Raw genomic sequence first — 23306 nt, forward strand, 5'->3', positions numbered from 1 at the left:
TTTTTTGCAACTTTGCTTATATAAAATTTACAGAAATGCCAAAAATATCTCAAAAAGGGATCGCAATGCCACAATCACCAATTCGTAAATTGGTGCCATTTGCAGAAAAAGCTTACGCAGCAGGAAAAAAAGTTTATCATTTAAACATTGGGCAACCAGATATAAAAACACCTCAAGTAGCTTTAGATGCTGTAAAAAATAATTCTTTAGACACTTTAGCCTACACGCGTTCTGAAGGTTCTGATACCTATAGACAGAAAATTGCTGACTATTATAAACGCAACGATATTTTTGTAAATAAACAAGATATTATTGTAACTACTGGCGGAAGCGAAGCTTTATTATTTGCTTTTGGTAGTATTATGGATGTAGAAGATGAAGTTATTATTCCAGAACCATTTTACGCTAATTATAACGGGTTTTCCACAGCTTCTGGGGTGAAAGTTGTTCCTGTAATTTCTAAAATTGAAGATAATTTTGCATTGCCTCCAATAGAAGAGTTCGAGAAACTAATTACACCTAAAACTAAGGCGATTTTAATTTGTAATCCAGGAAACCCAACAGGTTATTTATATTCTAAAGACGAGATTAAAAAATTAGCAGCTATAGTTAAAAAACACGATTTATTTTTAATTGCTGACGAAGTTTATAGAGAATTTGCTTACGATGGCGAAGTCCACTACTCTATTCTTCAAGAAGAAGGATTAGATGAACATGCTATAATTATAGATTCTGTATCTAAGCGTTACAGTATGTGTGGTGCACGCATTGGTTGTTTGGTTAGTAAAAGTAAATCTGTAATAGCAACAGCTTTAAAATTTGCGCAAGCACGTTTAAGCCCGCCAACCTTAGCTCAAATTGCTAGTGAAGCAGCTTTAGAAACACCACAAAGTTACTTTGATGATGTTATAGAAGAATATGTAGAAAGACGTAATACTTTAATTAATGGCTTAAAAGAAATTGAAGGCGTAAAAGTAGCTACACCAAAAGGTGCTTTTTATTGTGTGGTAGAATTACCCGTAAAAAATAGCGATGCTTTTGCTCAATGGTTATTAGAAGAGTTTTATGTAGATAACGAAACAATTATGGTTGCTCCTGCAGGCGGATTTTATAGCACACCAAATGTTGGTTTAAACCAAATTCGTATTGCTTATGTACTTAATCAAGAAAGCCTATTAAAGGCGATAAATATTTTAAAAGAAGCTCTTAAGGTTTATAAAGACTAAGTGACTATACAACACAACATATCTCTAAAGCCATACAATACTTTTGGTTTAGATGTACAAGCAAAGCAATTTGTAAGTATTTCTAATACAAACGAATTAATTGATGTTTTAAAAGCGTATCCAAATACCGAAAAACTACTTTTAGGTGGAGGAAGTAATATGTTGTTGACTCAAGATATTGAGAAACTTGTTATTCATTTAAATTTAAAAGGAAAAACAGAAATTTCGAAGACAGAACATCACTTTTTAATTGAAGCTAATGCTGGCGAAAATTGGCATGAATTTGTGCTTTGGTCTATAAATAAAGGTTTTGGCGGCTTAGAAAATATGTCTCTTATCCCTGGAAATGTAGGAACCAGTCCAATACAAAATATTGGTGCTTATGGCGTAGAGTTAAAAGATACTTTTGTAAGCTGTAAAGTTTTAAATATTGAGAATTTAGAGGTTGAAGAATTTACTAACGAACAATGTAAGTTTGGCTACAGAAATTCTATTTTCAAAAACGAATCTAAAGGTAAATACATTATTCTAAGTGTTATTTTTAAATTAACTCATAATACGCATAACCTTAAAGTAGATTATGGAGCTATTAAAGATGAATTAGCTCAGAAAAATATTAGTAATCCTTCTGTAAAAGATGTCTCTAATGCTGTAATTGCTATTAGACAATCTAAATTGCCAGACCCTAAAGAAATTGGTAATAGCGGAAGCTTTTTTAAGAATCCAATTATTCAAAAAGAAATTTTCAATAAACTATTAACAAATTTCCCAAAAGCACCAAGTTATAAGGTTTCGGAAACTGAGGTTAAAATTCCTGCTGGTTGGTTAATTGAAACCGCTGGTTTTAAAGGGAAAACCTTCGGTAATTATGGTGTGCATAAAAAACAAGCCTTAGTTTTAGTAAATTATGGTGGCGCAACAGGAACCGAAATTTTAGAATTGTCTAAATTAATTCAGGAAACAGTAAAGCGTATTTTTGATATTGAAATTGAAGCTGAAGTAAATATTTTGTAAAAAAAAATCTTTATAAAAACGTCTTAAAAAACTTCATAAAGCGAAGTTGCTATAATTCCTTTATTATTTTTTAAAGGAATAGACAATAACTGCTTTTCTGCTTTCACTCTAAAATTAAATGGTGGCACTAATAAATCAACACCACTTTGTTTTTTTAGTCTTATACCTTGTCCAGAAATAATATCCTTATTAGGCTCAAAATTACTACTAGGTAAATGTTCCGTTAGAATAACATATTTAAAATTACTTAATTTACTAGCTACATTTTTCACCTCAGCATTAGATAGATGTTGTAACACTTGCCTTATTAAAACACAATCTCCAGAAGGTAAATTATCTACTGCAATATCTAAACAGTTAAATTCTAAATTTTCTGCTTTAAAAGTTTCTTTATTATAGGTTATAAGGCTTGGAACTATATCTACAGCAATATAAGACTTGGTGTATTCTACTAATTGCTTACCAATATTAAAATCGCCACAACCTAAATCACACACTATGAGTGAGTTTTTAAAAGACTTTAAAAAAGATGTAACAACTTCTATGTATGGATTTACAATTTCAGGATTATGAGAGCCATCTCCAGAGTAAAACACAGTATTATTGTTTCCCCAAAGATTAAGATTATAAACCTGTTCCATAGCCATTTTAGTAGGCCAAGTCTGTTTTTTGTTTTTCTCTTTCTTTATCATACAATTACAATGGTACTATTAAACAAACCTACAACTAAATTTAATTTTTTAATCTTAACTTATAATCTTAGCTTAGTAGATATATTAGAATTAAACGTAATGGTGTATTTATTTCTACGTTGTGGGTAATTAGACTATAACAAGTTCAAGAGATTAAAATTAATATATGACTGAATTCTGGGATAAAACCTTTAGAAGTAATAAAAAAATGTGGGGAGAGAAACCTACAGACAATGCTTTTACAGTTCTAAAGTTAATGCAAAAACATAATAAGAATAGTGTATTAATTCCAGGTTTTGGATATGGAAGAAATGCGAAAATTTTTTACGACAATGGATTTGATGTAACTGGAATTGAAATATCTAAAACAGCTATTGAAAGAGCTCGTAAATATTTTGGAATAGATGTGATAATACACCACGGTTCTGTTTCTGATATGCCACATAGTAAAGTTCAATACGAATCAATCTATTGTTATTCTCTTATTCACCTTTTAGGCAAAAGTGAAAGAATAAAACTAATTGAAGATTGTTATTTACAATTAATTCCTAATGGAATAATGGTTTTCGTTGCATTGTCAGCAAACGATAAACGATTTGGTATTGGAAAGAAAGTTAGACAAAACACTTTCCATTCTTACCAAGGATTAAACCTTTACTTCTATAACGAAAAGTCTATAAAACAGGAGTTTGGAAATTATAACATAATAGAGTTAAAAGAAATTAATGAACCTGAAGAAAATCCAAATGAAATACATTGGATGATAGTGTGTAAAAAATAACTACCTACAATACCGTGTGTAATTAATTGCTTTGGTTGTTGTCTATTTGGAAAATTCCTTCGGAATTTTCTCGTGTTCGTTTTTGTTTATTAAATTAGTTGCTCAAACACATAACTAATGATACACAAAACCTTAAGCAGTATAAAAAATTAATATTAACGAATTATAAAAATAGATAAACATGAAAAAAGGAATGATTAAATTAAGTGTGATGTACCCAAACGGAGAAGGTAAAACTTTTGACATGGATTATTATTGCAACAAACACATACCAATGGTTGCGGGTTTGTTAGGAAATGCTGTAAAAGGAGCAACCGTTGAATCAGGATTAGGTAGTGCAGCACCAGGATCGCCAGCTCCTTATGCGGCTATGGGTAATATGTATTTTGAATCTATGGAATCCTTTCAAAATTCATTTGGTCTAAATGCAGAATCTATTATGGCTGACACTCCTAATTACACTAATACTGAACCTACAGTACAAATTAGCGAAGTATTAATTTAAACTACTTAACCAATGTACAAAGGTCAAAAAAAGCCCTTTACACTTACCGTTAATAAACACGTTGATTCGGATTGTAATTGAAAATTTAAAAGTAAAAATTGTATTGATAAAAATTGAATTATTATAATAATCAAACTATGTCTTCAAAAATATTAGATTTTAAAAATATAAAAGGTGATTTTACGGGTGGACTAGTTGCTGGTGTAGTTGCTTTACCTTTAGCACTTGCTTTTGGTGTACAATCTGGAATGGGAGCAACAGCTGGTCTCTATGGCGCAATAATGGTAGGAATATTTGCTGCGCTTTTTGGAGGAACACAAACTCAAGCTAGTGGTCCAACTGGACCAATGACAGTTGTAGCTGCTGCTTTAGTTACTGGAGCTATTGGAATTACAGGAAGCATAGAATCTGCAATGGGAATTATTCTTTTAAGCTTTTTATTAGGTGGCGTTTTGCAAATTGTTTTTGGACTAATAAATATTGCTGGTTATGTAAAATACTTTCCTTATTCTGTAGTATCAGGGTTTATGAGTGGAGTAGGTTTAATTATTATAATTTTACAATTATTTCCCTTTGCAGGGCTAGATTCAGCCAAGTCTACCGTTGCAGTAATTCAAGATTTTCCAAGAATATTTAAGGAACTAAACATATATTCACTTGCGCTTGGTTTTTTAACTATATTAATTTATTACTTATTTCCATTGGTTACAAAAGCAATTCCTAGCCCATTAGTAGCTTTAATAGCTACTTCTATAGTAGCTTATTTTTTAGGATGGGACGTGCCAATTATTGGAGAAATTCCTTCAGGAATACCTAGTTTGCAAATAGGAACCATGTTAAGTAATATTCCGCCAGAATCATATACATTAATATTAGAATATGCCGCTGTATTTGCAGTTTTAGGTAGTATAGATTCTTTACTAACATCTGTTATAGCAGACAATATGACAAAAACAAAGCATAACAGTAACCGAGAATTAATTGGACAAGGAATTGGTAATATGCTAGCTGCTATTTTTGGTGGCATACCTGGCGCAGGTGCAACAAAAGGCACAGTTGTTAATATTAATGCTGGCGGCACAACACGAATTTCAGGTATAATACATGGATTATTTCTATTAGCTGTTCTTTTAGGCTTAGGATCACTCGCAGCCTATATTCCTCTTTCTGTTTTGGCAGGATTACTTATTCCAATTGGATTCAAAATAATTGATACTAAAGGCTTAAAACATCTTCTTCGAGTACCTAAAGCAGATGCGGTAGTTTTAATTTTAGTTTTACTGGTAACCACCTTTGGCAGTTTGATTCAGGCTGTTGGGATAGGAGTAGCATTGGCGTGTATCTTATTTATGAAAAAAGCTAGCGATCTTGGAGAAAAAGGTATTGTTATTGAAACCGTTGAAAACTTAGAAGATGAAAAACCTTGGCAAGATGAATTACCTTTCTACAACAAATACAAAGACAAAATTTTAATAAAACATTTAAAAGGCCCTCTGTTTTTTGGATATACTGCTCATTTGAAGAACCAGATAACATCTATTGATAGTAAAATTAAAGCATTAATCATTCGAATGGATGAAGTGCCGTTAATTGATCAATCAGGCCTTTATGCTTTAGAAGATATTGTATTCGATTTAAAACAGCGAGACGTACAGGTTTTGTTTATTAATTTGCAAGAGCAGCCTATGGATAAATTAAGATCTATAGATATAATTCCTGATTTAGTAGCAGAAACCCATATTTTCGAAACTATAAAAGATGCTTTCGATTCCCTAAAACTAACCATTGAAAAGTGATGCATTTCTGCAAAGAAATTACTTTGTAAAAAAAATGCAAAAATAATAACGATTCAAGTAGGTATTAAGAGTGTTTTATTAAAAATATTATTAACAAAAAGCAATACTTTTTAGCCACTACTACTTTTACACAAAACCTTTAACATTAATTAACCTAAAACGAAATGAAAGTTACAGCTGAAAAAAATGAAAAAGTGGCAAATATGATATTTGGGTCTATTTATCCACTTTATTTAAACAGGTTAGAAAAAAACGGACGAACTAAAGAAGAGTTAAACCAAGTAATAGAATGGTTAACCGGATTTAATTCAGATAAAACACAAGCATTTATTGATGAGAAAGCAACCTTTAAAACATTTTTTGATCAAGCAGAAATGCATCCCAACGCACATTTAATAAAAGGTGTTGTTTGTGGTTACAGAATTGAAGACATAAAAGACCAATTTAAAACCTATAAACAATGTAGATCTTTAGAGAAATTAATAGATGAATTAGCTAAAGGTCGTAAAATGGATAAAATTTTACGAAAAGAAAAAAAAGTAAATGGAAAAAAATTCAATCCTTAAAAAAACATCAAAAACTGTATTAGATGGTTCTGAACAAATATTAACACAATTTAAAAACGGATTGTCTAAAATTGGAGATATTGGAACTAATACTAAGAACAAGTTTGTTGATTATGTAAAAGATGTATTTGATGTTTTACCACTTATCGAAAGTGCAATATTTAAAACAAATAGACTTATTGTTGGTATCTCTGTTCCTCCTTCAATTGAAATACACTTTAGTAGGTTTAAAGAAATTAATGAACAAGAAACAGAAGAATTACTTAACCTATATTCTGACCGAAAAATGTTTAAATTAATTTTTAAAGCATTAAAAATGTCAAATGAATTTCAAGGGAAATTATCTTCAGATACATTGGTGTTTAGCGAAACATGTATTGAGATTTCAATACCACCAAAAATCAGTATAAAATATTTAAATAAAGACATTTCTAATATAACCAAAATAGAAACTGAATTTGATTAAAAAAACAAAACTTATGAAAATCAACTTATTATCTTGCGAAGCTCCAAGACCAGACAGAAGAGCAATAACCAAATGCATTGCAGAAATGGCAAATAATGTTAGCGATTCTTTAGCTAAAGAATTTACAGATATACTTTTAGAAGGCGATACTATAGATATTGAAATAGAAGATAAAAACTCTGCATCGGATTTAAGAGCTTTAAGGAAATTGAGTATAGATTATGAGATTATTGAATAATAACTTGTTTCAAACTCTTTGAATATCACAAACTTTTCCCAAAATCAAATTCACGCATAACAAAAGATAAAAAAGTAACGTTAAAAAAGTAAGTCTCACTTCTAAAATCCTTAGTTATGCAAAATCCAACCGAAACACAACTTGTTCTACTTTTAAAAAACAACAAACAACAAGCTTACACGTATTTACATAATAATTATGCTACCAATCTTAGCAGAATTATAAATGCCATAGTTAAAAACACAGACGATACTAAAGATGTGTTACAAGAGGCTTATATTAAGATTTTTAAAAACATAAAATTCTACAATCCTAAAAAAGGAAGATTATATACATGGTTGCATCAAATTACTAAAAGAACCGCTATAGATTTTTTTAGAAGTAAAAAAAGAAAGCAAACGGAAAACGGAATAATTATAACTGCTTCTAATCAATTAAACACAGATGTTTTGGATTTAAAAAATCATTTAAATAATTTATCCATTAATCATAAAGAAGTATTGCAGTCGGTTTATTTAGAAGGCCATACACATGAGCAAGCCAGTAAAAAACTAAACGTAAAATTAGGCACTTTAAAATCGAGATTAAGAGCAGGGTTAAAGCAATTACAGAATATTTATTGTAAGCGTAAATAAGCTAAAAAATAGTATCTTTGTAATACTAAAATTTAGACATTTTGAAATTATTTTTAATCACATTAGTATTATTAGGAATTGGTGTAGCTGGCATAGCTATTAAAATTTGGGCTAAAAAAGATGGTAAGTTTGCAGGAACATGCGCTAGTCAAAATCCAATGTTAAATAAAGAAGGTGAAAATTGTGGGTTCTGTGGAAAAACTCCAGAGCAATATGCAGATTGTAACGAAACTGAACATACTTCGTAATTTATGATTCTAGTGATATTATTCTACAGTTTTATAGCTGTAGTAGCTATTCAAACCATATACTATATGGTTTTTTCTTTTTTTGCATTTTCAAAAAACAAAAGAAACAAAACATCATCTACTCCAGTTTCAGTTATTATTTGTGCTAAAAACGAAGGTGATAATATTAAAAAATTTCTGCCATCAATTATAGAACAAAATTATCCAACTTTTGAAATTGTTTTAATCAACGATGCATCAGCAGACAATACATTAGAATTATTTGAAGCTTTGGCGCTTAAACACGGTAATATAAAAGTTGTAGATGTTGAGAATAACGAAGCTTTTTGGGGAAACAAAAAATACGCCTTAACACTTGGAATAAAAGCCGCTAAACACAATCATTTATTATTTACAGATGCAGATTGCAAAACAGTTTCTAAAGACTGGATTAGCACTATGAGTCGTAATTTTACAGATAAAAAATCTATTGTTTTAGGTTACGGGTCATATCAAAAAAAGGGATACAATCTTTTAAATAAACTAATTCGCTTTGAAACACTACTAACAGCTATACAGTATTTTTCGTATGCTAAAGTTGGATCTCCATTTATGGGCGTAGGTAGAAATTTAGCGTATACTAAAAGTGATTTCTACAGCACTAACGGTTTTATAAATCATATGAAAATCCGATCTGGAGATGATGATTTATTTATAAATGAAGTTGCAACAAAGCATAATACTGCTATTTGTTTTTTGGAAGAAAGTTTTACTGTTTCTATTCCTAAAACTACCTTTAAAACTTGGTTTAAGCAAAAAAGAAGACACGTTTCTACAGCAAATTTTTACAAAACAAAACATAAATTAACGTTAGGTTTATTTTATGTTAGTCAGGTATTATTCTATATACTTCCCATATTTTTACTATCTTTTTTATATCAATGGGAGATTGTTTTAGGGCTAATCGGATTTAGATTGATATTCCAATACTTTGTATTTGGCTTTTCAGCTTCCAAATTAAAAGAAAAAGACATCTTGTATTTATTACCTTTCTTAGAAATTGGTTTAATTATTGCTCAATTCAGTATATTTATAATAAATAAGATATCAAAACCTACACATTGGAAATAAACGAAGCTATAACAAAAGCAAAATCTAACGATCAAAAAGCGTTTAATTTCTTATTAGATACGCATTGGGATTATGTATATGGATTCCAACTAAAGCGGTTAGAAAACGAAAATGATGCGGAAGACATTACTATTCAAACATTTTCAAAAGCGTTTGATAAAATTAAAAGTTTTAATGAGGATTATACTTTTAAAACGTGGTTAATTACAATTTCTAAAAACCTCCATATTGATTTATTAAGAAAGGAAAAATCTACATTTTTAAAGCAAGAACCTTTACAATCTAAAAAAGAAGCTTATAAAGTTCCTGACGATTCTCCTACTATTGAAGACAAGTTAATTACAGAACAAAATTTGGCAAAACTATTAAGAGATATTAAACGTTTAAAACCACATTATCAAGAAGTTATCCAACTACGTTATTTTCAAGAGTTTAGCTACAAGCAAATGGCTACAGAACTTAATGAGCCAATGAATAATATCAAAGTTAAACTGTTAAGAGCTAAAAAACTTTTAGCAGAAATTATAAAAAGTTAAGAAAGGTTTAAGTGCAAAAAAAACTAATCAAATACTTTGTATCTTTGTAATGAAGAAAAATAGCTAAAATGGAAACCAAAACTGCTTCAAATATATTACCTGAAAGACAAGCTAAACCTAAATGGCTTAAAGTTAAATTACCAACAGGTAAAAAATACACAGAACTTCGTGGTTTAGTTGACAAATACAACCTAAACACAATTTGTGCTTCAGGAAGTTGTCCAAATATGGGCGAATGTTGGGGAGAAGGAACAGCTACATTTATGATTTTAGGTAATATTTGTACACGTTCTTGTGGGTTTTGTGGAGTAAAAACAGGAAGACCAGAAACTGTAGATTGGGATGAACCTGAAAAAGTAGCGCGTTCTATTAAAATAATGGGTATAAAACATGCTGTTTTAACAAGTGTAGATAGAGACGATCTAAAAGATATGGGAAGCATTATGTGGTCTGAAACCGTAAAAGCTGTAAGACGAATGAATCCTGAAACAACAATGGAAACTCTTATTCCAGATTTTCAAGGTATTACAAAACATATAGATAGGATTATAGATGTTGCTCCAGAAGTAGTATCTCATAATATTGAAACGGTAAGAAGATTAACACGAGAAGTTAGAATCCAAGCTAAATACGATAAGAGTTTAGAAGTTCTAAACTATCTTAAAAACTCAGGACAAAGACGTACAAAATCTGGGATAATGTTAGGCTTAGGTGAAAAACCTGAAGAGGTTATTCAAACACTAGAAGATTTAAGGGAAAATCAAGTAGATGTAGTTACTATTGGACAATACCTGCAGCCTAGTAAAAAGCACTTGCCAGTAAAGCAATTTATCACACCAGATCAATTTCATGAATACGAAACTATAGGTAAAGAATTAGGTTTTAGACACGTAGAAAGTAGCGCCTTAGTTCGTTCTTCTTATAAAGCTCAGAAACACATTAACTAAATGATAAAAGTTGCCATTAATGGCTTTGGAAGAATTGGTCGTCGTGTATTACGTCTATTACAAGAGCATAATACAATTAAGGTTGTTGCCATAAATGACTTAGCAGACGCAAAAACCTTAAGTCATCTATTTAAATATGATAGTATTCATGGCGTTTTTAAAGACGAAATAAGCCATACCTCAAATCAAATAATCATTAATGGCAACTCAATTGATTTACTAAACGAAAATCATCCAAAAAACATAAATTGGCGTTTATATAATCCTGATTTTGTTATTGAAGCTACTGGTAAATTTAAGACTGAAGCAGATTTAATACATCACATTAAAAATGGTGCAAAACAAGTTATTTTAAGCGTTCCTCCATTAGATGACAGTATTAAAACTATTGTTTTAGGTGTAAACGACAATTTAATAACAGGAGAAGAAAAAATTATTTCTAACGCATCTTGTACTACAAATAATGCTGCACCAATGATTTCTATAATCAATGAACTTTGCGGAATTAATCAAGCATATATTACAACAGTTCATTCATATACAACAGATCAAAGTTTACACGACCAGCCACATAGAGATTTACGAAGAGCTAGAGCTGCTGGACAAAGTATTGTACCAACTACAACTGGAGCTGCAAAAGCGTTAACTAAAATATTTCCAGAATTAAATAATGTTATTGGTGGTTGCGGAATTAGAGTTCCTGTAGCAAATGGATCTTTAACAGATATTACCTTTAATGTAAAAAAGGAAGTGTCCATTGAGGTTATAAATAAGGCCTTTAAAACTGCTGCTAAAAATAAATTTAAAGGTTTTCTAGAATATACAGAAGATCCTATTGTTTCTATAGATATTGTTGGTAATATCCATTCTTGTGTTTTTGATTCGCAGATGACATCTGTTATTGGAACAATGGTTAAAATTATTGGTTGGTATGATAACGAAACTGGTTATTCTAGTAGAATTATAGACTTAATCTATTTGCTTCAGTCAAAAAAATAACGTTACTTTAATGAATAAAACGCTGTTGCATTATTGTTATGCTAAAAAATAAAATTTTACATATCCTTTTTTGTTGTCTTATGTGTGTTTCTATTACCGCTCAGAATAAAACGAGCGAAGAAATAAAAGCATCCAAGGAAAAAGTAGCTATGTATATTACTGAAGCTGAAAACAATATTAAAGAAGATCAGTATTACCAAGCTAGAAAAGACTTAGACGACGCATTAAAATACGCTAGAAACATAAATGACAATGAACGTATTGGTCTTGTTTATTATGAAATTGGTGAGTTAATGCTTTTAATGCAAGAATATGACGAAGCAGAACTGTCTTTTCAAAAAGCCATATTAAAACAAGAACTTTTAAATAACAAAATAGCTTTAGCAAATAGTTACAGTGGACTTGGAGACACGTATTTAAACTTATTTCGATATGATTCTGCAAAAAAATATTATCAGTTAGCAGAAATTGTTTTTGGAGAAGTAAATGATGTAGATGCTCAAATGTATGCAATCTTAAAAAAAGCTATTGTACACTATAGGTTAGATGAGTTTAGTTTTGCTATAGAGGAATTTGACAAATGTATATCTAGAGCAAAAACAAAAAAAGCACAAGATGTTTTAAGTGCTTCATATATATATAAAGGACATATTGTATCACGTATAATAGATTTAGAACGTGGTAGATTAATGGTATATAGTGGTCTGAGTATTGCAGAAGAAAATAACTACACAGAAATTTTAAAAAACACATTCTTTATTATTAGTGATATTCAGGAAAGAAATGGAGAATTAATAGAATCTAATAAATATTTAAAAAAACATATTAGGTATAACGATTCATTAAATGCTGTAAAAGACAACAAGTTATCTACAAAAAAACGTTTAGAATTTTTAAAAAATGACCAGACTGAATACCAATTAGAAAAAATTGAAAACCTTCAAGAGCTAAAAGATACTAAAACCGAGAACAAGATTATTACAATGCTTGGTTTTGCATTTTTTACAATACTTTCTTTATTTACAATTTCGCTTTATAAAAACAATACTATTCGTAAAAAATCTAACAAAGAGCTTTCTGCAAAAAACAAAGAACTTATAATAGCAAAAGAAACAGCAGAACAAGCTACAAAAGCTAAAGCAAATTTCTTATCTACTGTAACCCATGAATTAAGAACACCACTTTATGCAGTTACAGGATTAACAAATATGCTTATTGAAGAAAACCCAAAAGAAGAGCAAAAAGGACACTTAAATTCACTAAAATTCTCTGGAGATTATTTACTTACTTTTATTAATGATATTTTAGATGTTAACAAAATTGAAGCTCAAAAAGTAGATATTCAAACAGAAGTTTTCAATCTTAAATCCAAGGTAAAAAACATAATATTAGCATTAAGTAATGCACAACCAAAAAATAATGTAAAAATTCACTTAGAATACGATAAAGATTTGCCAAGTTATTTTGTTTTAGATCAGGTTAAAATCTCTCAAGTATTAATTAACCTTATTGGAAACGCCATAAAATTCACCAAAAATGGAGACGTTTGGGTAAGAATTTTAAAAACAAAAGTAGAACAAGAAAAATACACATTACGATTTGAGGTAGAAGATAATGGGATTGGTATAAGTAAAGAAAAACAAGAAAATATATTTGATAGTTTCTCGCAAGGCTCTATAGAAATAAATAGGAAATATGGTGGTACTGGACTTGGATTATCAATTGTAAAAGGGTTAGTTGGAATTTTAGGTGGTACTATAAGTCTTAAAAGTGAACTAGGAAAGGGAACAAAGTTTTATTTTGAAATTGATGTTAAAAAAGGAGAAAAAATAACAGAAGTAAAACAAATTGAATACTTCAAAGATGTTGAAAAAAACAACCTTGAAAACATTAATGTTTTAATTGTTGAAGACAATAAAATTAATCAAATGATTACTCAAAAAACATTGAGTAAAATGAAAATTACAAGTGATATTGTAGACAATGGAGAAGCTGCAGTAGAACTTGTAAAACAAAAAAAGCACAATGTCGTTTTAATGGATATTCATATGCCAGGAATTAGTGGTGTTGAAGCTACAAAGCAAATACGTGTATTTGATAAAGACTTAATTATTTTTGCTCTAACCGCTGTAACATTAGATGATAAACTTAACGAATTTAAAACGGCTGGATTTACCAATGTTATTTCTAAACCTTTTAAACAAGAAGTTTTCGAAAAAATTCTATTTACTGAGTTAACTAAGCAAGATATTATTAATTAGTTTTTACAAAGTTCAAAATCTGTTTATTAAAATCTAAAGCATTATCAATTTCTATTTCTATAGGTAGATAATATAATTTATCTTTTAGGTTATGCTCAAACTGCAAGCGCATATAGTCTTTTTCAGTAGTTATAATTAAATCTAATTCAGATAACGTATTAATATCCTTTTGAGTAAAATTGTAATGATCTTCATATTCTAAATGCTCAAAAACCAAATCTTTATTTTCTAAATAAGAAACTAATGGTTTAGCATTTGCAATTCCAGTAACTAAAGTGAATTTTTTTAACGCATCTAAATCTAATTCAACTTTAGCCGATTTAACAGTTTTAGAATAAGTAATAGAACTAAAATAAACAGACTGATATTCTAAAGGTTTTATCTTAGAAACAATTTGCTTTTTAGTTTCATCTGTAATTATTGTTGGACATTTTGTAACCACAATAGCATTAGCTCGTTTATAACCACTTTTAGTCTCACGCAAATTACCAGTAGGCAACATAAAATCATCTGTAAATAAGTTAGAATACGTAGAAAGCAACACATTAAATCCTGCCTTTACTTTTCTATGCTGAAAAGCATCATCTAAAACAATTACTTCTGGTTTTGGCTGCAAATCTGTCAATTTAGAAATTCCGTTTTGTCGATCTTCGCAAACAGCAACTGTAATATCTGTTCCAAAATTTTGGTAATACTGAAAACTCTCATCACCTAAATCTGCATGAGTCAAACCATTTTTAGCCAATACAAAACCTTTGGTTGCTCTACCGTAACCTCTGCTTAATGTCGCGATTTGTTTTTTATCTTTCAATAAATTAATTAAGTAACTAACCATTGGCGATTTTCCTGTACCACCTACACTTAGATTACCAACACATATAACAGGGAAATCATAACTTTTTGATTTAAAAAAACCAACATTATATGCTTTATTAATACACCAAGTGGCCAAAAAATAAATGGGTACAAACGGAAAAGCTAAATATCTAAAGAGTTTCATCATAAGTTATGCGTTACAACGAAAGTAAAAATTTTATATTTGTTCCATATTATAAAACTGAATATTTATGCAAATTGCAGATGTTATTTCAATTATAGAAAAAGAAATTCCCTTAAATTATGCCGAAGATTTTGATAATGTTGGGCTTTTAGTTGGTAATAAAAATGAAGACTTAAAAGGAATCTTAGTCACTCTAGATACTACAGAAGCTGTTGTGGACGAAGCAATAAAAAAAGGATGCAATTTTATTTGTAGTTTTCATCCCATTATATTTAAAGGTCTAAAATCTTTAACTGGTAAAACATATGTAGAGCGTACAGTTTTAAAAGCAATTCAAAATAACATTGCTATTTATGCTATTCATACAGCTTTAGATAATTCTATTATTGGTGTTAATAAAATGATTTGTAATCAATTAAATCTTAAAAACACTAAGATTTTAATTCCGCAGAAAAACACTTTAAAAAAACTAACCACTTACGTTCCAAAAAATGAAGCTGAAGCATTAAGAACCGCTTTATTTAAAGCTGGAGCTGGACACATAGAAAACTATAGTAATTGTAGCTTTAATATTGAAGGAAATGGAACTTACCAAGGTAACAATGCTTCAAACCCTAGAAAAGGCAACAAAAATGAATTACATACAGAACAAGAAACTCAAATTTCTGTAGTTTTTCAAAAACATTTAGAAAGTGAAATTTTATCAGCTTTACACAAAAATCATTCTTATGAAACAATTGCATATGAGATAATTTCAATAGAAAACAAAAATCAAACTATTGGAATTGGAATGGTTGGAGAGCTAGAAACACCTTTGCCGGAAAAAGCATTTTTAGAATACTTAAAAGCACATATGCAAACTAACACAATTCGTCATTCATCATTTCTAAATAAAGACATAAAGCGTATTGCGGTTTTAGGTGGTTCTGGTGCATTTGGAATAAACGCAGCTAAAAAAGCAAAAGCAGATGTTTATATTACATCAGATTTAAAATATCATGATTTCTTTAGCGCAGAAAACAACATACTTTTAGCAGATATTGGACATTATGAAAGCGAACAATTCACAAAAAACGGATTAGTAGCAATACTTACAAAAAAAATTCATAATTTTGCAATCTCTTTATCAAAGACAAACACAAATCCTGTTAAGTATTTTTAAAACATGGCAAAAAAGAAAGAAATAACGGTAGAACAACGCTTAAGAGCGCTATACGACATACAAATTATTGACTCTAGAATTGATGAGATAAGAAATGTTCGTGGAGAATTACCTATTGAAGTAAGTGACTTAGAAGATGAAGTTTCTGGATTACAGTTACGTTTGCAAAAACTTGAAGCTAGTTTAGAAGATATAGACACATCTATTCGCGATAAGAAAAACTTAATTGAAGAAGCTAAAGGCTTAATTAAGAAATACGCTACACAACAAGAAAATGTTAGAAATAATCGTGAATTCGATTCTTTAACGAAAGAAGTTGAGTTTCAAGAATTAGAAATTGAATTAGCAGAAAAACACATCCGTGAATTCAAAGCTAAAACCGAACAAAAGAAAACGGTTATAGAAAACACTAAAGAACACAACAAAGAGCGTGAAGAACATTTAAAGCACAAAAAAAGTGAGTTAGATGCAATCTTAAACGAAACTAAAAAAGAAGAAGAAGCTTTAGAAGCTAAAGTTGTTGAACTTAAAGGAAAGCTAGAAGAACGTTTAGTTAAAGCTTACGAGCGTATTAGAAGAAACGCAAAAAATGGTTTAGCTGTTGTTGCAATAGAACGTGGCGCTTCTGGAGGATCTTATTTTACAATTCCACCACAAGTACAAATGGAAATTGCTGCTCGTAAAAAAGTAATTACAGATGAGCATTCTGGTCGTATTTTAGTTGATGCCGAATTAGCTGAAGAACAAACAGTAAAAATGAATAAAATGATTGCTAAATTATAAGCTTCATTTATTATTATATAAAAAAAAGCCTTTACATTTCTGTAAAGGCTTTTTTTATGATTTATTTTAAGAAAACTTTACAATAATTAAAATTAAGGTTTTCTAATTTTATTCGACCTAGGAGAAAGAAAAACACAAAATATGAAAACTTTAATTTTATCGTTAATTACTATTTTAACATTTAGTTGTCAAAATAATGCGCAAAACAAAAACTCAAAAAAACAGTTAGACATTACAACTACAAAACCAATAGAAGTGCCTTTAGAAAATGGACTAGCTAAAGCATATTTTGCAAGTGGTTGTTTTTGGTGTGTAGAAGCTATTTACGAAAGCGTAAATGGCGTTACAGAAGTTTACAACGGTTATTCTGGCGGACATACTAAAAACCCAACGTACGAGTCAAGCAATACAGGCAGAACTGGCCATGCAGAAGCTGTAGAAGTTATTTATAATCCTAAAGTAGTAAGTTTTAAAACCTTAGTTGATATTTATTTTGCATCTCAAAACCCAACACAAGCTAACGGACAAGGAAACGATAGAGGTTCGCAATACAGATCTATCTTATTCTACCAAAACGACACACAAAAACAAATTATAGAGACCAAAAAAAATGCGCTAGCAAAACAACTTGGTGCAAAAATAGCAGCAGAAGTTTATCCGTTTCAAAAATTTTGGTTAGGCGAAGATTACCACCAAGATTACGAAAAGCGTCATCCAGAACATCCATACATTCAAAATGTATCTATTCCAAGATTAAATCATTTTAAACGTAAAATGCCAAGTGTATTAAAAAAATAAGTTCATTTTTTTCAAATATAAACAGTCCACTGGATATTACAATAAAAAAATTATCTTTACGGGATAACAGTGGTGATAATCTTACCATATCCTGAGTTATTTACGGGATATCAATAATAAAAGTTACTAAATAATACGTTGTGGTGCATTTGAGAGAAACATTGTGAGTTTAAAAGAAAAATTAGACAAAATAGATTCCGAAATTGAAAACGGACTGAAATTCAAAGCGACTGACAGGTTGCGGAATTTGATACAGGAAAATCCGAATGAGATTGAATTATGGAATAAACTCGCTGAACTTTATTACGAAAGTGGATTTTTGGATTCTGCTGGAAAATATTGGATTCTGACTGAACCAACTGACAACCGAATTAAAAAATGCGTTGAGATTTACGAAAAATCGGTAAACTATTCAGGATACCAGATTTTACAGGAAATAGTATTTCGAGGAGACAAATCCAAATTACCTGAATTTACTCAAAAAAAGTTATTGGAATTAGAATCTGATAGTAAAGGTAAAGCTAATTACGTTCCAAAATTCAGTCCAAAATCGAATAAACAAAGGCCGAAAAAAGGTAGCCCAAAAATGGATTTTAGAGATAAGCTAACAGTTTATCCAATCGTTGGAATTTTTATTTTTTTAGCAATATGTTCAATTATTGGAGTTATAACAGTAATAAAATGGATTTTCTGAAATTAAAAAACGACACCACAACAAACGGATATAACTAATAAAAAAGCATCAATATGAAAGCTAATTAATTAAGCAAGATAAAAAATTTACCACATCTGGTAATAATAAATGTAACAAGTTAGAAAGCTCTTGTACCACTAATTACCAAATAATTATTTTACAACAAAGAAGTGTTATTCTTTCAAATTAGTTGGTATTTCACAAATTGGAATAGGAATCATTTTGTGTTGGTTGTTACGGTTGTAGCGCATAAAAATTTTAAACACTTTCTTTTCTCTTCCTGTAAAATCACGTTCTAATTTTCCTTCATCTTTCATTTTCATTGCCCATTCTAATTCAGGATAACTTGCTCCAATTTGATCTTCGTCGCTTCTAGCATCGCCAAACAACCCATCGCTTGGTGCAGCTTCAATTATAGACTTAGGAACGTTTAATGCTTTTGCAATAGCATAAACTTCACTTTTAAGTAAATCGGCAATCGGGCTTAAATCTACGCCGCCATCACCATATTTAGTATAAAAACCAACGCCAAAATCTTCAACTTTATTTCCAGTTCCAGCAACTAGTAAACCGTAAAGTCCTGCGTGATAGTATAAAGTAGTCATTCGTAATCTGGCTCTGGTATTAGCTAAAGCCATATTTACAATATCTTCTTTACCTTCAAGAGAAACTTCGGTTGTAAATTCCTCAAAAACAGGTGTTAAATCTGTTTTGGTGTCTTGTACATTAGGAAAACGTTTCTTTAATTGTTTAATATGTTCTTGTCCTCTAGAAACGTGACTTTCTGCTTGGTGAATTGGCATTTCAATACATAAAACATCTAAGCCTGTTTTAGCACAAAGTGTAGAGGTTACTGCAGAATCTATTCCTCCAGAAATTCCAACTACAAAACCTTTAACTCTAGCGTTTGTTGCATAATCTTTTAACCAGTTAACAATATGATCTATTACTTTTTCTGTTTGCATATTAAAAGGAAATTTAATTAAAGAGTAGTACCTTTGTCCAACAAAAATAAAGTAATTGCGTTAGTATTAAAAATTAATACTTAGTTAGATGAAGAAATTATCGGTTTTAGTTCTGTGTATTATAGTTTTAGTGTCTTGTATAGATGATTCTAAATCTAATATTGATGTGTCTAGTATTGAAGTGAATTTTAATATAGAACGTTTTGATAAAGCTTTTGGTGAAGCAAAACCACAAGACTTGCCAAAATTGAAAGCAGCTTTTCCTTTTATGTTTTCTAATCGTTTTACAGACGATTTTTGGTTGGTACAAATGCAAGATAGTTTACAGCAGGAATTACATAAGGAAACTGCAAATGTGTTTTCTAATCTTTCAAAACAGAAAGTAGAAATCACTAAATTATTTAAGCATTTAAAATATTACAACTCATATTTTAAAACGCCAAGAGTTGTTACAGCAACATCTTCTGTAGATTATAGAAATAAAGTTATTGTTACAGATACGATTGTTTTAATTTCTTTAGATACTTATTTAGGGGATAAACATTTTTTCTATGATGGCTTACAGGAGTATTTAAAAGCTAATATGAAACCAGAGCAAATGGTAGTAGATATTGCAACTAAATATGGTGAAATGACTGTTTTTCAACCTAAAAGAAAAACACTTTTGGACGAAATGATTTATTACGGAAAACTACTGGCTTATAAAGACCGTGTTATACCTTTTAAATCTGATGCTGAAAAAATTGGTTATTCATTAGCGCAATTTGATTGGGCAAAAGTAAATGAAGAAAATATTTGGACTTATTTTATTGAGCGAGAATTATTATTTAGTACAGATAATAAATTAGCGAGCCAGTTTATTAATCCAGCACCTTTTAGTAAGTTTTATTTAGCCGAAATTGATTCTGATTCTCCAGGTAGAATTGGTCGTTTTGTGGGTTGGAGAATTGTAAAATCTTATTTAAAAAACAATGATGTTTCTTTTGAGGATATGTTAAAAACCGATGCAGAAACTATTTTTAATTTATCAAAGTATAAACCAGAACCAAATGAGTAAATTAACATCTGAAATTACCCTAAAAGTTGGGCTAGATGAAAATAAAGTTCCAGAAAAATTACATTGGACTGCACAAGATGGCGGAATTACAAATGCCGAAGCTAAAGCTATGATGCTTTCTGTTTGGGATAGTGAACAACAAGAGTCTTTACGTATAGATTTATGGACTAAAGATATGCCTGTAGACGAAATGAAAGTGTTTTTTCACCAAACTTTAGTAGCTATGAGCGATACATTTCAACGTGCTACTCAAGATGAAAAAATGAGTGCTACAATGAAAGATTTTTGCGACTATTTTGCTGAGAAACTGGAATTAAAGAAGTAATTGGTTTTGGGTAGTTATTAACGATTACCACTCATTAATTCTATTAGAATCTAATTTAATAAAGATAAACAGTAGAATAGTAAAACCCCAAAGCCCAGAACCACCATAACTAAATAAAGGTAGTGGAATTCCAATAGTAGGAATTAGTCCCATAACCATTCCTATGTTTATTAAAAAGTGAAAAAATAGTATGGCAGCAACGCTATAGCCATAAACGCGACTAAAAGTTGTTTTCTGTCTTTCTGCTAAAAATAAAACTCGTAGCATTAATAAAACAAATACAATTACTACTGCAGAGCTTCCTAAAAATCCCCATTCTTCTCCTACAGTGCTAAAAATATAATCTGTATGTTGTTCTGGTACAAATTTACCAGTGGTTCTTGTACCATCCAAAAAACCTTTTCCTGAAAATCCACCGCTACTAATAGCTTTTTCAGATTCATTTAAGTTATAGGCTTCAAGTTTTTTCATGCGTTCCAGTTTAACTGGATCTTTTTCTAAACTTAGCCAAATGGTAATTCTATCTTTTTGATGTGGTGGTAATAAATTAGTGAATACATAGCCTACAGTAAAAGCAAAACCAATGTATAAAGCTGATATAGCAATTAATTTTGGAATACGTCTTCTAATTTTTTTAGTTGAAAAAAAGAATAGTTTTAATGCTACAGCTATTACTATAAATAGTGCTGTAATAATTAGACCAAATTTTAAACTTAAAATTGCCGAAAATATAGTTAAAGCACCAATTTGTAAATAAATTTTAGGTAAACCTTCTCGATATAACACAAAAAAGAATGCGCCATAAACTAATGTGCTTCCTGCATCTTTTTGTAATAAGATTAGTAAGGCAGGAATTAATAGGATTAAAACAATATTAATTTGATGTTTTAGCTGTTTAATATTAATATTTAAATCGCTTAAATATTTTGCAATAGCAAGCGCTGTAGCCACTTTAGCAAATTCACTAGGTTGAATAGTTATTCCTCCAATTCCATACCAGGAAGTAGCACCATTTACATTTTTACCAAATATGAATAGTCCAGCTAGAGATAGCATAGATATTACATAGATAATACTTGAAAACCGTTCGTAAAACTTACTATCTACAGAAAGTAAAAGAATAATTAAAAAGAATGATAATCCAATAAAAAGGAGTTGTTTTCCGTAAGATTTAGAAAAATCTAATATGTCAATAACTTCTCCGCTTTGTGATGCTGAAATAATATTTACCCAACCAAAAAGAACTAAACTAAAAAATAATAGAATAGCGATCCAATCGAACTTAAAATGTCTGTCGGTTTCTCTAATCATTTTTTTTACGTCTTAAAGCTTTAATTCTAATACTATCTTTTGGGTTTTTTTCTATAATTTGATATTGAGTCTCTCTATTTATTTTAAATGGTTCTCCTGAATATGGTTTAGCGTATTCATTCTCTAAGCTATGGGTTAAAATCCAATCTTCAAAATCTTGTCTTGTAATAGTTCCTGTTAGATATTGCTCAATCATTAAACTAGCAATTCGTCCAGCAAAACGACTTCCAAAATAGCCATTTTCTACAAAAACAGCTATGGCTATTTTTGGATTTTCTTTAGGTGCAAAAGCAACAAAAATAGAATGGTCAGTTAATTGTACTCTCGTTGAGTCGTTTATTTTAGCAAAATTTTCTACAGTTCCAGTTTTTCCACATATTTCAATATCTTTTACCTGTAGGTAATATGCTGTTCCTTTAGGACTTGTGTAGACTTGATGCATACCTTCAATTACAGGTTCAAAATGTTCTTTATCAATACTTGTGTATTTTGGAGTTGTAAATTTTTTGTCTAAAGTTTCGCCTTTTATTGATTTTACAATATGTGGTGTATAATAAAATCCTCTGTTCGCTATGGCCGCAACCATATTTGCTAATTGTATTGGTGTAGTTTGTACTTCGCCTTGTCCAATAGCATTGGAAATAGTGTATGAGGAATAAAACTCTCTTGGATACGCGTTTTTATAATATTTTCTATCCGGAATTAATCCTTTTTGACCAACAGATAAATCATTATTTAAGTAATTTCCTAAGCCAAAACTTTTAACGTGTTTACTCCACGTATTAATTCCTAGAGATGCGTTGTCTTCGTTATCTAAAATACGTCTATATGTAGTTGCAAAAAAAGCATTACAAGATCTTATAATGGCATCAGTAACATTATTTCTAACACCATATCCACAATGGCAACCTAAAACACGATTTCCATATCTATAGCCATTATGGCAAGTTACTTTTTCATTTGTTGTAATTATCCCTTCTTGTAAACCGACCAAAGCATTCATTAATTTGAAAGGAGATCCTGGTTCATAAACGCCTTGTAAACTTCTATTAAAAAGTGGTTTCGCTATGCTGTCTCTATAAAGTTTAGTGAAATTTTTAGAACGTTTTCTTCCAACTAAATCGTTAGGATTGTATGTTGGAGCTGCAACCATAGCTAAAATTTCTCCGCTACTTGGTTCAATTGCAATTA

At 30.1% G+C, this 23306-nt stretch carries 26 protein-coding genes; 21 read left to right on the forward strand and 5 right to left on the reverse strand.

Going from position 1 to position 23306, the window contains the following annotated elements:
- The first annotated feature begins 35 nt into the window (after positions 1 to 35).
- Together ACFDSN_RS04535 and murB are read left to right on the forward strand one after the other, a co-directional pair.
- The gene (locus ACFDSN_RS04535) at positions 36 to 1226 is read left to right on the forward strand and encodes a pyridoxal phosphate-dependent aminotransferase (RefSeq protein WP_375238644.1); all 1191 of its coding nucleotides are present in this window, start codon (positions 36 to 38) and stop codon (positions 1224 to 1226) included.
- Positions 1227 to 2240 carry a UDP-N-acetylmuramate dehydrogenase gene (gene murB, locus ACFDSN_RS04540; protein ID WP_375238645.1) on the forward strand — a complete coding sequence of 338 codons (1014 nt, stop codon included), beginning with the start codon at positions 1227 to 1229 and terminating at the stop codon, positions 2238 to 2240. It abuts the gene before it with no gap.
- 23 nt (positions 2241 to 2263) lie between these two features.
- On the opposite strand, the gene ACFDSN_RS04545 is transcribed toward murB, so the two are convergent.
- Complete coding sequence (locus tag ACFDSN_RS04545; protein WP_375238646.1) at positions 2264 to 2932, reverse strand: methyltransferase; 669 nt, start codon at positions 2930 to 2932, stop codon at positions 2264 to 2266.
- 166 nt (positions 2933 to 3098) lie between these two features.
- Between ACFDSN_RS04545 and ACFDSN_RS04550 the strand changes: the two genes are divergently transcribed.
- The 13 genes from ACFDSN_RS04550 to ACFDSN_RS04610 all read left to right on the forward strand — a co-directional run bounded on the left by ACFDSN_RS04550 (position 3099) and on the right by ACFDSN_RS04610 (position 14020).
- Positions 3099 to 3713, forward strand: coding sequence for a class I SAM-dependent methyltransferase (locus ACFDSN_RS04550; RefSeq protein ID WP_375238647.1), 615 nt, complete (start codon positions 3099 to 3101; stop codon positions 3711 to 3713).
- Positions 3714 to 3894: 181 nt separating this feature from the next.
- Entirely contained in the window at positions 3895 to 4218 is a 324-nt protein-coding gene (locus tag ACFDSN_RS04555; RefSeq protein ID WP_375238648.1) for an EthD family reductase, read from the forward strand.
- A 137-nt stretch (positions 4219 to 4355) separates the two neighbouring features.
- Positions 4356 to 6014: a SulP family inorganic anion transporter gene (locus ACFDSN_RS04560; protein ID WP_375238649.1), complete on the forward strand. Its 1659-nt coding sequence runs from the start codon at positions 4356 to 4358 to the stop codon at positions 6012 to 6014.
- A 164-nt stretch (positions 6015 to 6178) separates the two neighbouring features.
- On the forward strand, positions 6179 to 6580 hold the full coding sequence (locus ACFDSN_RS04565) for a DUF2200 domain-containing protein (RefSeq protein WP_375238650.1): 402 nt from the start codon (positions 6179 to 6181) through the stop codon (positions 6578 to 6580).
- Positions 6558 to 7046: a hypothetical protein gene (locus tag ACFDSN_RS04570; protein WP_375238651.1), complete on the forward strand. Its 489-nt coding sequence runs from the start codon at positions 6558 to 6560 to the stop codon at positions 7044 to 7046. Before ACFDSN_RS04565 ends, ACFDSN_RS04570 begins: the two co-directional genes overlap by 23 nt.
- A gap of 13 nt (positions 7047 to 7059) precedes the next feature.
- Positions 7060 to 7284 carry a hypothetical protein gene (locus ACFDSN_RS04575; protein ID WP_375238652.1) on the forward strand — a complete coding sequence of 75 codons (225 nt, stop codon included), beginning with the start codon at positions 7060 to 7062 and terminating at the stop codon, positions 7282 to 7284.
- A 116-nt stretch (positions 7285 to 7400) separates the two neighbouring features.
- Positions 7401 to 7919 carry an RNA polymerase sigma factor gene (locus tag ACFDSN_RS04580; protein WP_375238653.1) on the forward strand — a complete coding sequence of 173 codons (519 nt, stop codon included), beginning with the start codon at positions 7401 to 7403 and terminating at the stop codon, positions 7917 to 7919.
- Between the two features lie 41 nt (positions 7920 to 7960).
- Entirely contained in the window at positions 7961 to 8167 is a 207-nt protein-coding gene (locus ACFDSN_RS04585; RefSeq protein ID WP_375238654.1) for a membrane or secreted protein, read from the forward strand.
- A gap of 6 nt (positions 8168 to 8173) precedes the next feature.
- The gene (locus ACFDSN_RS04590) at positions 8174 to 9277 is read left to right on the forward strand and encodes a glycosyltransferase (RefSeq protein WP_375238669.1); all 1104 of its coding nucleotides are present in this window, start codon (positions 8174 to 8176) and stop codon (positions 9275 to 9277) included.
- The gene (locus ACFDSN_RS04595) at positions 9268 to 9813 is read left to right on the forward strand and encodes an RNA polymerase sigma factor (RefSeq protein ID WP_375238655.1); all 546 of its coding nucleotides are present in this window, start codon (positions 9268 to 9270) and stop codon (positions 9811 to 9813) included. Before ACFDSN_RS04590 ends, ACFDSN_RS04595 begins: the two co-directional genes overlap by 10 nt.
- Before the next feature lie 68 nt (positions 9814 to 9881).
- Positions 9882 to 10760: a lipoyl synthase gene (gene lipA / locus ACFDSN_RS04600; protein ID WP_375238656.1), complete on the forward strand. Its 879-nt coding sequence runs from the start codon at positions 9882 to 9884 to the stop codon at positions 10758 to 10760.
- Positions 10761 to 11759 (forward strand): type I glyceraldehyde-3-phosphate dehydrogenase, encoded by a 999-nt coding sequence (gene gap / locus ACFDSN_RS04605; RefSeq protein ID WP_375238657.1) that lies wholly within the window; start codon positions 10761 to 10763, stop codon positions 11757 to 11759. It abuts the gene before it with no gap.
- A gap of 38 nt (positions 11760 to 11797) precedes the next feature.
- Positions 11798 to 14020: an ATP-binding protein gene (locus tag ACFDSN_RS04610; protein ID WP_375238658.1), complete on the forward strand. Its 2223-nt coding sequence runs from the start codon at positions 11798 to 11800 to the stop codon at positions 14018 to 14020.
- On the opposite strand, the gene lpxK is transcribed toward ACFDSN_RS04610, so the two are convergent.
- On the reverse strand, positions 14013 to 15023 hold the full coding sequence (gene lpxK / locus ACFDSN_RS04615) for a tetraacyldisaccharide 4'-kinase (RefSeq protein WP_375238659.1): 1011 nt from the start codon (positions 15021 to 15023) through the stop codon (positions 14013 to 14015). The genes ACFDSN_RS04610 and lpxK overlap by 8 nt on opposite strands.
- Before the next feature lie 64 nt (positions 15024 to 15087).
- Between lpxK and ACFDSN_RS04620 the strand changes: the two genes are divergently transcribed.
- The 4 genes from ACFDSN_RS04620 to ACFDSN_RS04635 all read left to right on the forward strand — a co-directional run bounded on the left by ACFDSN_RS04620 (position 15088) and on the right by ACFDSN_RS04635 (position 18457).
- Positions 15088 to 16182, forward strand: a complete 1095-nt coding sequence (locus ACFDSN_RS04620; RefSeq protein ID WP_375238660.1) for a Nif3-like dinuclear metal center hexameric protein — start codon at positions 15088 to 15090, stop codon at positions 16180 to 16182.
- A gap of 3 nt (positions 16183 to 16185) precedes the next feature.
- Complete coding sequence (locus ACFDSN_RS04625) at positions 16186 to 16965, forward strand: zinc ribbon domain-containing protein (protein ID WP_375238661.1); 780 nt, start codon at positions 16186 to 16188, stop codon at positions 16963 to 16965.
- 141 nt (positions 16966 to 17106) lie between these two features.
- Positions 17107 to 17763 (forward strand): peptide-methionine (S)-S-oxide reductase MsrA, encoded by a 657-nt coding sequence (gene msrA / locus ACFDSN_RS04630; RefSeq protein WP_375238662.1) that lies wholly within the window; start codon positions 17107 to 17109, stop codon positions 17761 to 17763.
- Positions 17764 to 17926: 163 nt separating this feature from the next.
- Complete coding sequence (locus tag ACFDSN_RS04635; RefSeq protein ID WP_375238663.1) at positions 17927 to 18457, forward strand: DUF6584 family protein; 531 nt, start codon at positions 17927 to 17929, stop codon at positions 18455 to 18457.
- Between the two features lie 173 nt (positions 18458 to 18630).
- Here ACFDSN_RS04635 and nadE read toward each other — a convergent pair whose 3' ends face one another.
- Positions 18631 to 19422: an NAD(+) synthase gene (gene nadE, locus ACFDSN_RS04640; RefSeq protein WP_375238664.1), complete on the reverse strand. Its 792-nt coding sequence runs from the start codon at positions 19420 to 19422 to the stop codon at positions 18631 to 18633.
- 88 nt (positions 19423 to 19510) lie between these two features.
- Between nadE and gldB the strand changes: the two genes are divergently transcribed.
- Both gldB and gldC read left to right on the forward strand, forming a co-directional pair.
- Positions 19511 to 20479 carry a gliding motility lipoprotein GldB gene (gene gldB, locus ACFDSN_RS04645; protein ID WP_375238665.1) on the forward strand — a complete coding sequence of 323 codons (969 nt, stop codon included), beginning with the start codon at positions 19511 to 19513 and terminating at the stop codon, positions 20477 to 20479.
- On the forward strand, positions 20472 to 20804 hold the full coding sequence (gldC, locus tag ACFDSN_RS04650; protein WP_375238666.1) for a gliding motility protein GldC: 333 nt from the start codon (positions 20472 to 20474) through the stop codon (positions 20802 to 20804). The genes gldB and gldC overlap by 8 nt, the downstream gene beginning before the upstream one ends.
- A 24-nt stretch (positions 20805 to 20828) precedes the next feature.
- Here gldC and rodA read toward each other — a convergent pair whose 3' ends face one another.
- Together rodA and ACFDSN_RS04660 are read right to left on the reverse strand one after the other, a co-directional pair.
- The gene (rodA, locus tag ACFDSN_RS04655) at positions 20829 to 22115 is read right to left on the reverse strand and encodes a rod shape-determining protein RodA (protein WP_375238667.1); all 1287 of its coding nucleotides are present in this window, start codon (positions 22113 to 22115) and stop codon (positions 20829 to 20831) included.
- Positions 22108 to 23306, reverse strand: a 1199-nt coding sequence (locus tag ACFDSN_RS04660; RefSeq protein WP_375238668.1) for a penicillin-binding transpeptidase domain-containing protein, incomplete at its 5' end; no start/stop codon positions are given. The genes rodA and ACFDSN_RS04660, both read right to left, overlap by 8 nt.

The sequence above is a fragment of the Aurantibacter sp. genome (genome assembly GCF_042094015.1).
Taxonomy (GTDB): domain Bacteria; phylum Bacteroidota; class Bacteroidia; order Flavobacteriales; family Flavobacteriaceae; genus Aurantibacter.

Coding starts and splice junctions, on each gene's coding strand:
- ACFDSN_RS04625 (WP_375238661.1), top strand. CDS start 16,186: ATGGCAAAAAAGAAAGAAATAACGGTAGAACAACGCTTAAGAGCGCTA.
- ACFDSN_RS04610 (WP_375238658.1), top strand. CDS start 11,798: ATGCTAAAAAATAAAATTTTACATATCCTTTTTTGTTGTCTTATGTGT.
- ACFDSN_RS04560 (WP_375238649.1), top strand. CDS start 4,356: ATGTCTTCAAAAATATTAGATTTTAAAAATATAAAAGGTGATTTTACG.
- msrA (WP_375238662.1), top strand. CDS start 17,107: ATGAAAACTTTAATTTTATCGTTAATTACTATTTTAACATTTAGTTGT.
- ACFDSN_RS04550 (WP_375238647.1), top strand. CDS start 3,099: ATGACTGAATTCTGGGATAAAACCTTTAGAAGTAATAAAAAAATGTGG.
- ACFDSN_RS04580 (WP_375238653.1), top strand. CDS start 7,401: ATGCAAAATCCAACCGAAACACAACTTGTTCTACTTTTAAAAAACAAC.
- ACFDSN_RS04535 (WP_375238644.1), top strand. CDS start 36: ATGCCAAAAATATCTCAAAAAGGGATCGCAATGCCACAATCACCAATT.
- rodA (WP_375238667.1), bottom strand. CDS start 22,115: ATGATTAGAGAAACCGACAGACATTTTAAGTTCGATTGGATCGCTATT.
- gldC (WP_375238666.1), top strand. CDS start 20,472: ATGAGTAAATTAACATCTGAAATTACCCTAAAAGTTGGGCTAGATGAA.
- ACFDSN_RS04565 (WP_375238650.1), top strand. CDS start 6,179: ATGAAAGTTACAGCTGAAAAAAATGAAAAAGTGGCAAATATGATATTT.
- ACFDSN_RS04620 (WP_375238660.1), top strand. CDS start 15,088: ATGCAAATTGCAGATGTTATTTCAATTATAGAAAAAGAAATTCCCTTA.
- gap (WP_375238657.1), top strand. CDS start 10,761: ATGATAAAAGTTGCCATTAATGGCTTTGGAAGAATTGGTCGTCGTGTA.
- lipA (WP_375238656.1), top strand. CDS start 9,882: ATGGAAACCAAAACTGCTTCAAATATATTACCTGAAAGACAAGCTAAA.
- ACFDSN_RS04570 (WP_375238651.1), top strand. CDS start 6,558: ATGGAAAAAAATTCAATCCTTAAAAAAACATCAAAAACTGTATTAGAT.
- ACFDSN_RS04545 (WP_375238646.1), bottom strand. CDS start 2,932: ATGATAAAGAAAGAGAAAAACAAAAAACAGACTTGGCCTACTAAAATG.
- lpxK (WP_375238659.1), bottom strand. CDS start 15,023: ATGATGAAACTCTTTAGATATTTAGCTTTTCCGTTTGTACCCATTTAT.
- ACFDSN_RS04555 (WP_375238648.1), top strand. CDS start 3,895: ATGAAAAAAGGAATGATTAAATTAAGTGTGATGTACCCAAACGGAGAA.
- nadE (WP_375238664.1), bottom strand. CDS start 19,422: ATGCAAACAGAAAAAGTAATAGATCATATTGTTAACTGGTTAAAAGAT.
- gldB (WP_375238665.1), top strand. CDS start 19,511: ATGAAGAAATTATCGGTTTTAGTTCTGTGTATTATAGTTTTAGTGTCT.
- ACFDSN_RS04575 (WP_375238652.1), top strand. CDS start 7,060: ATGAAAATCAACTTATTATCTTGCGAAGCTCCAAGACCAGACAGAAGA.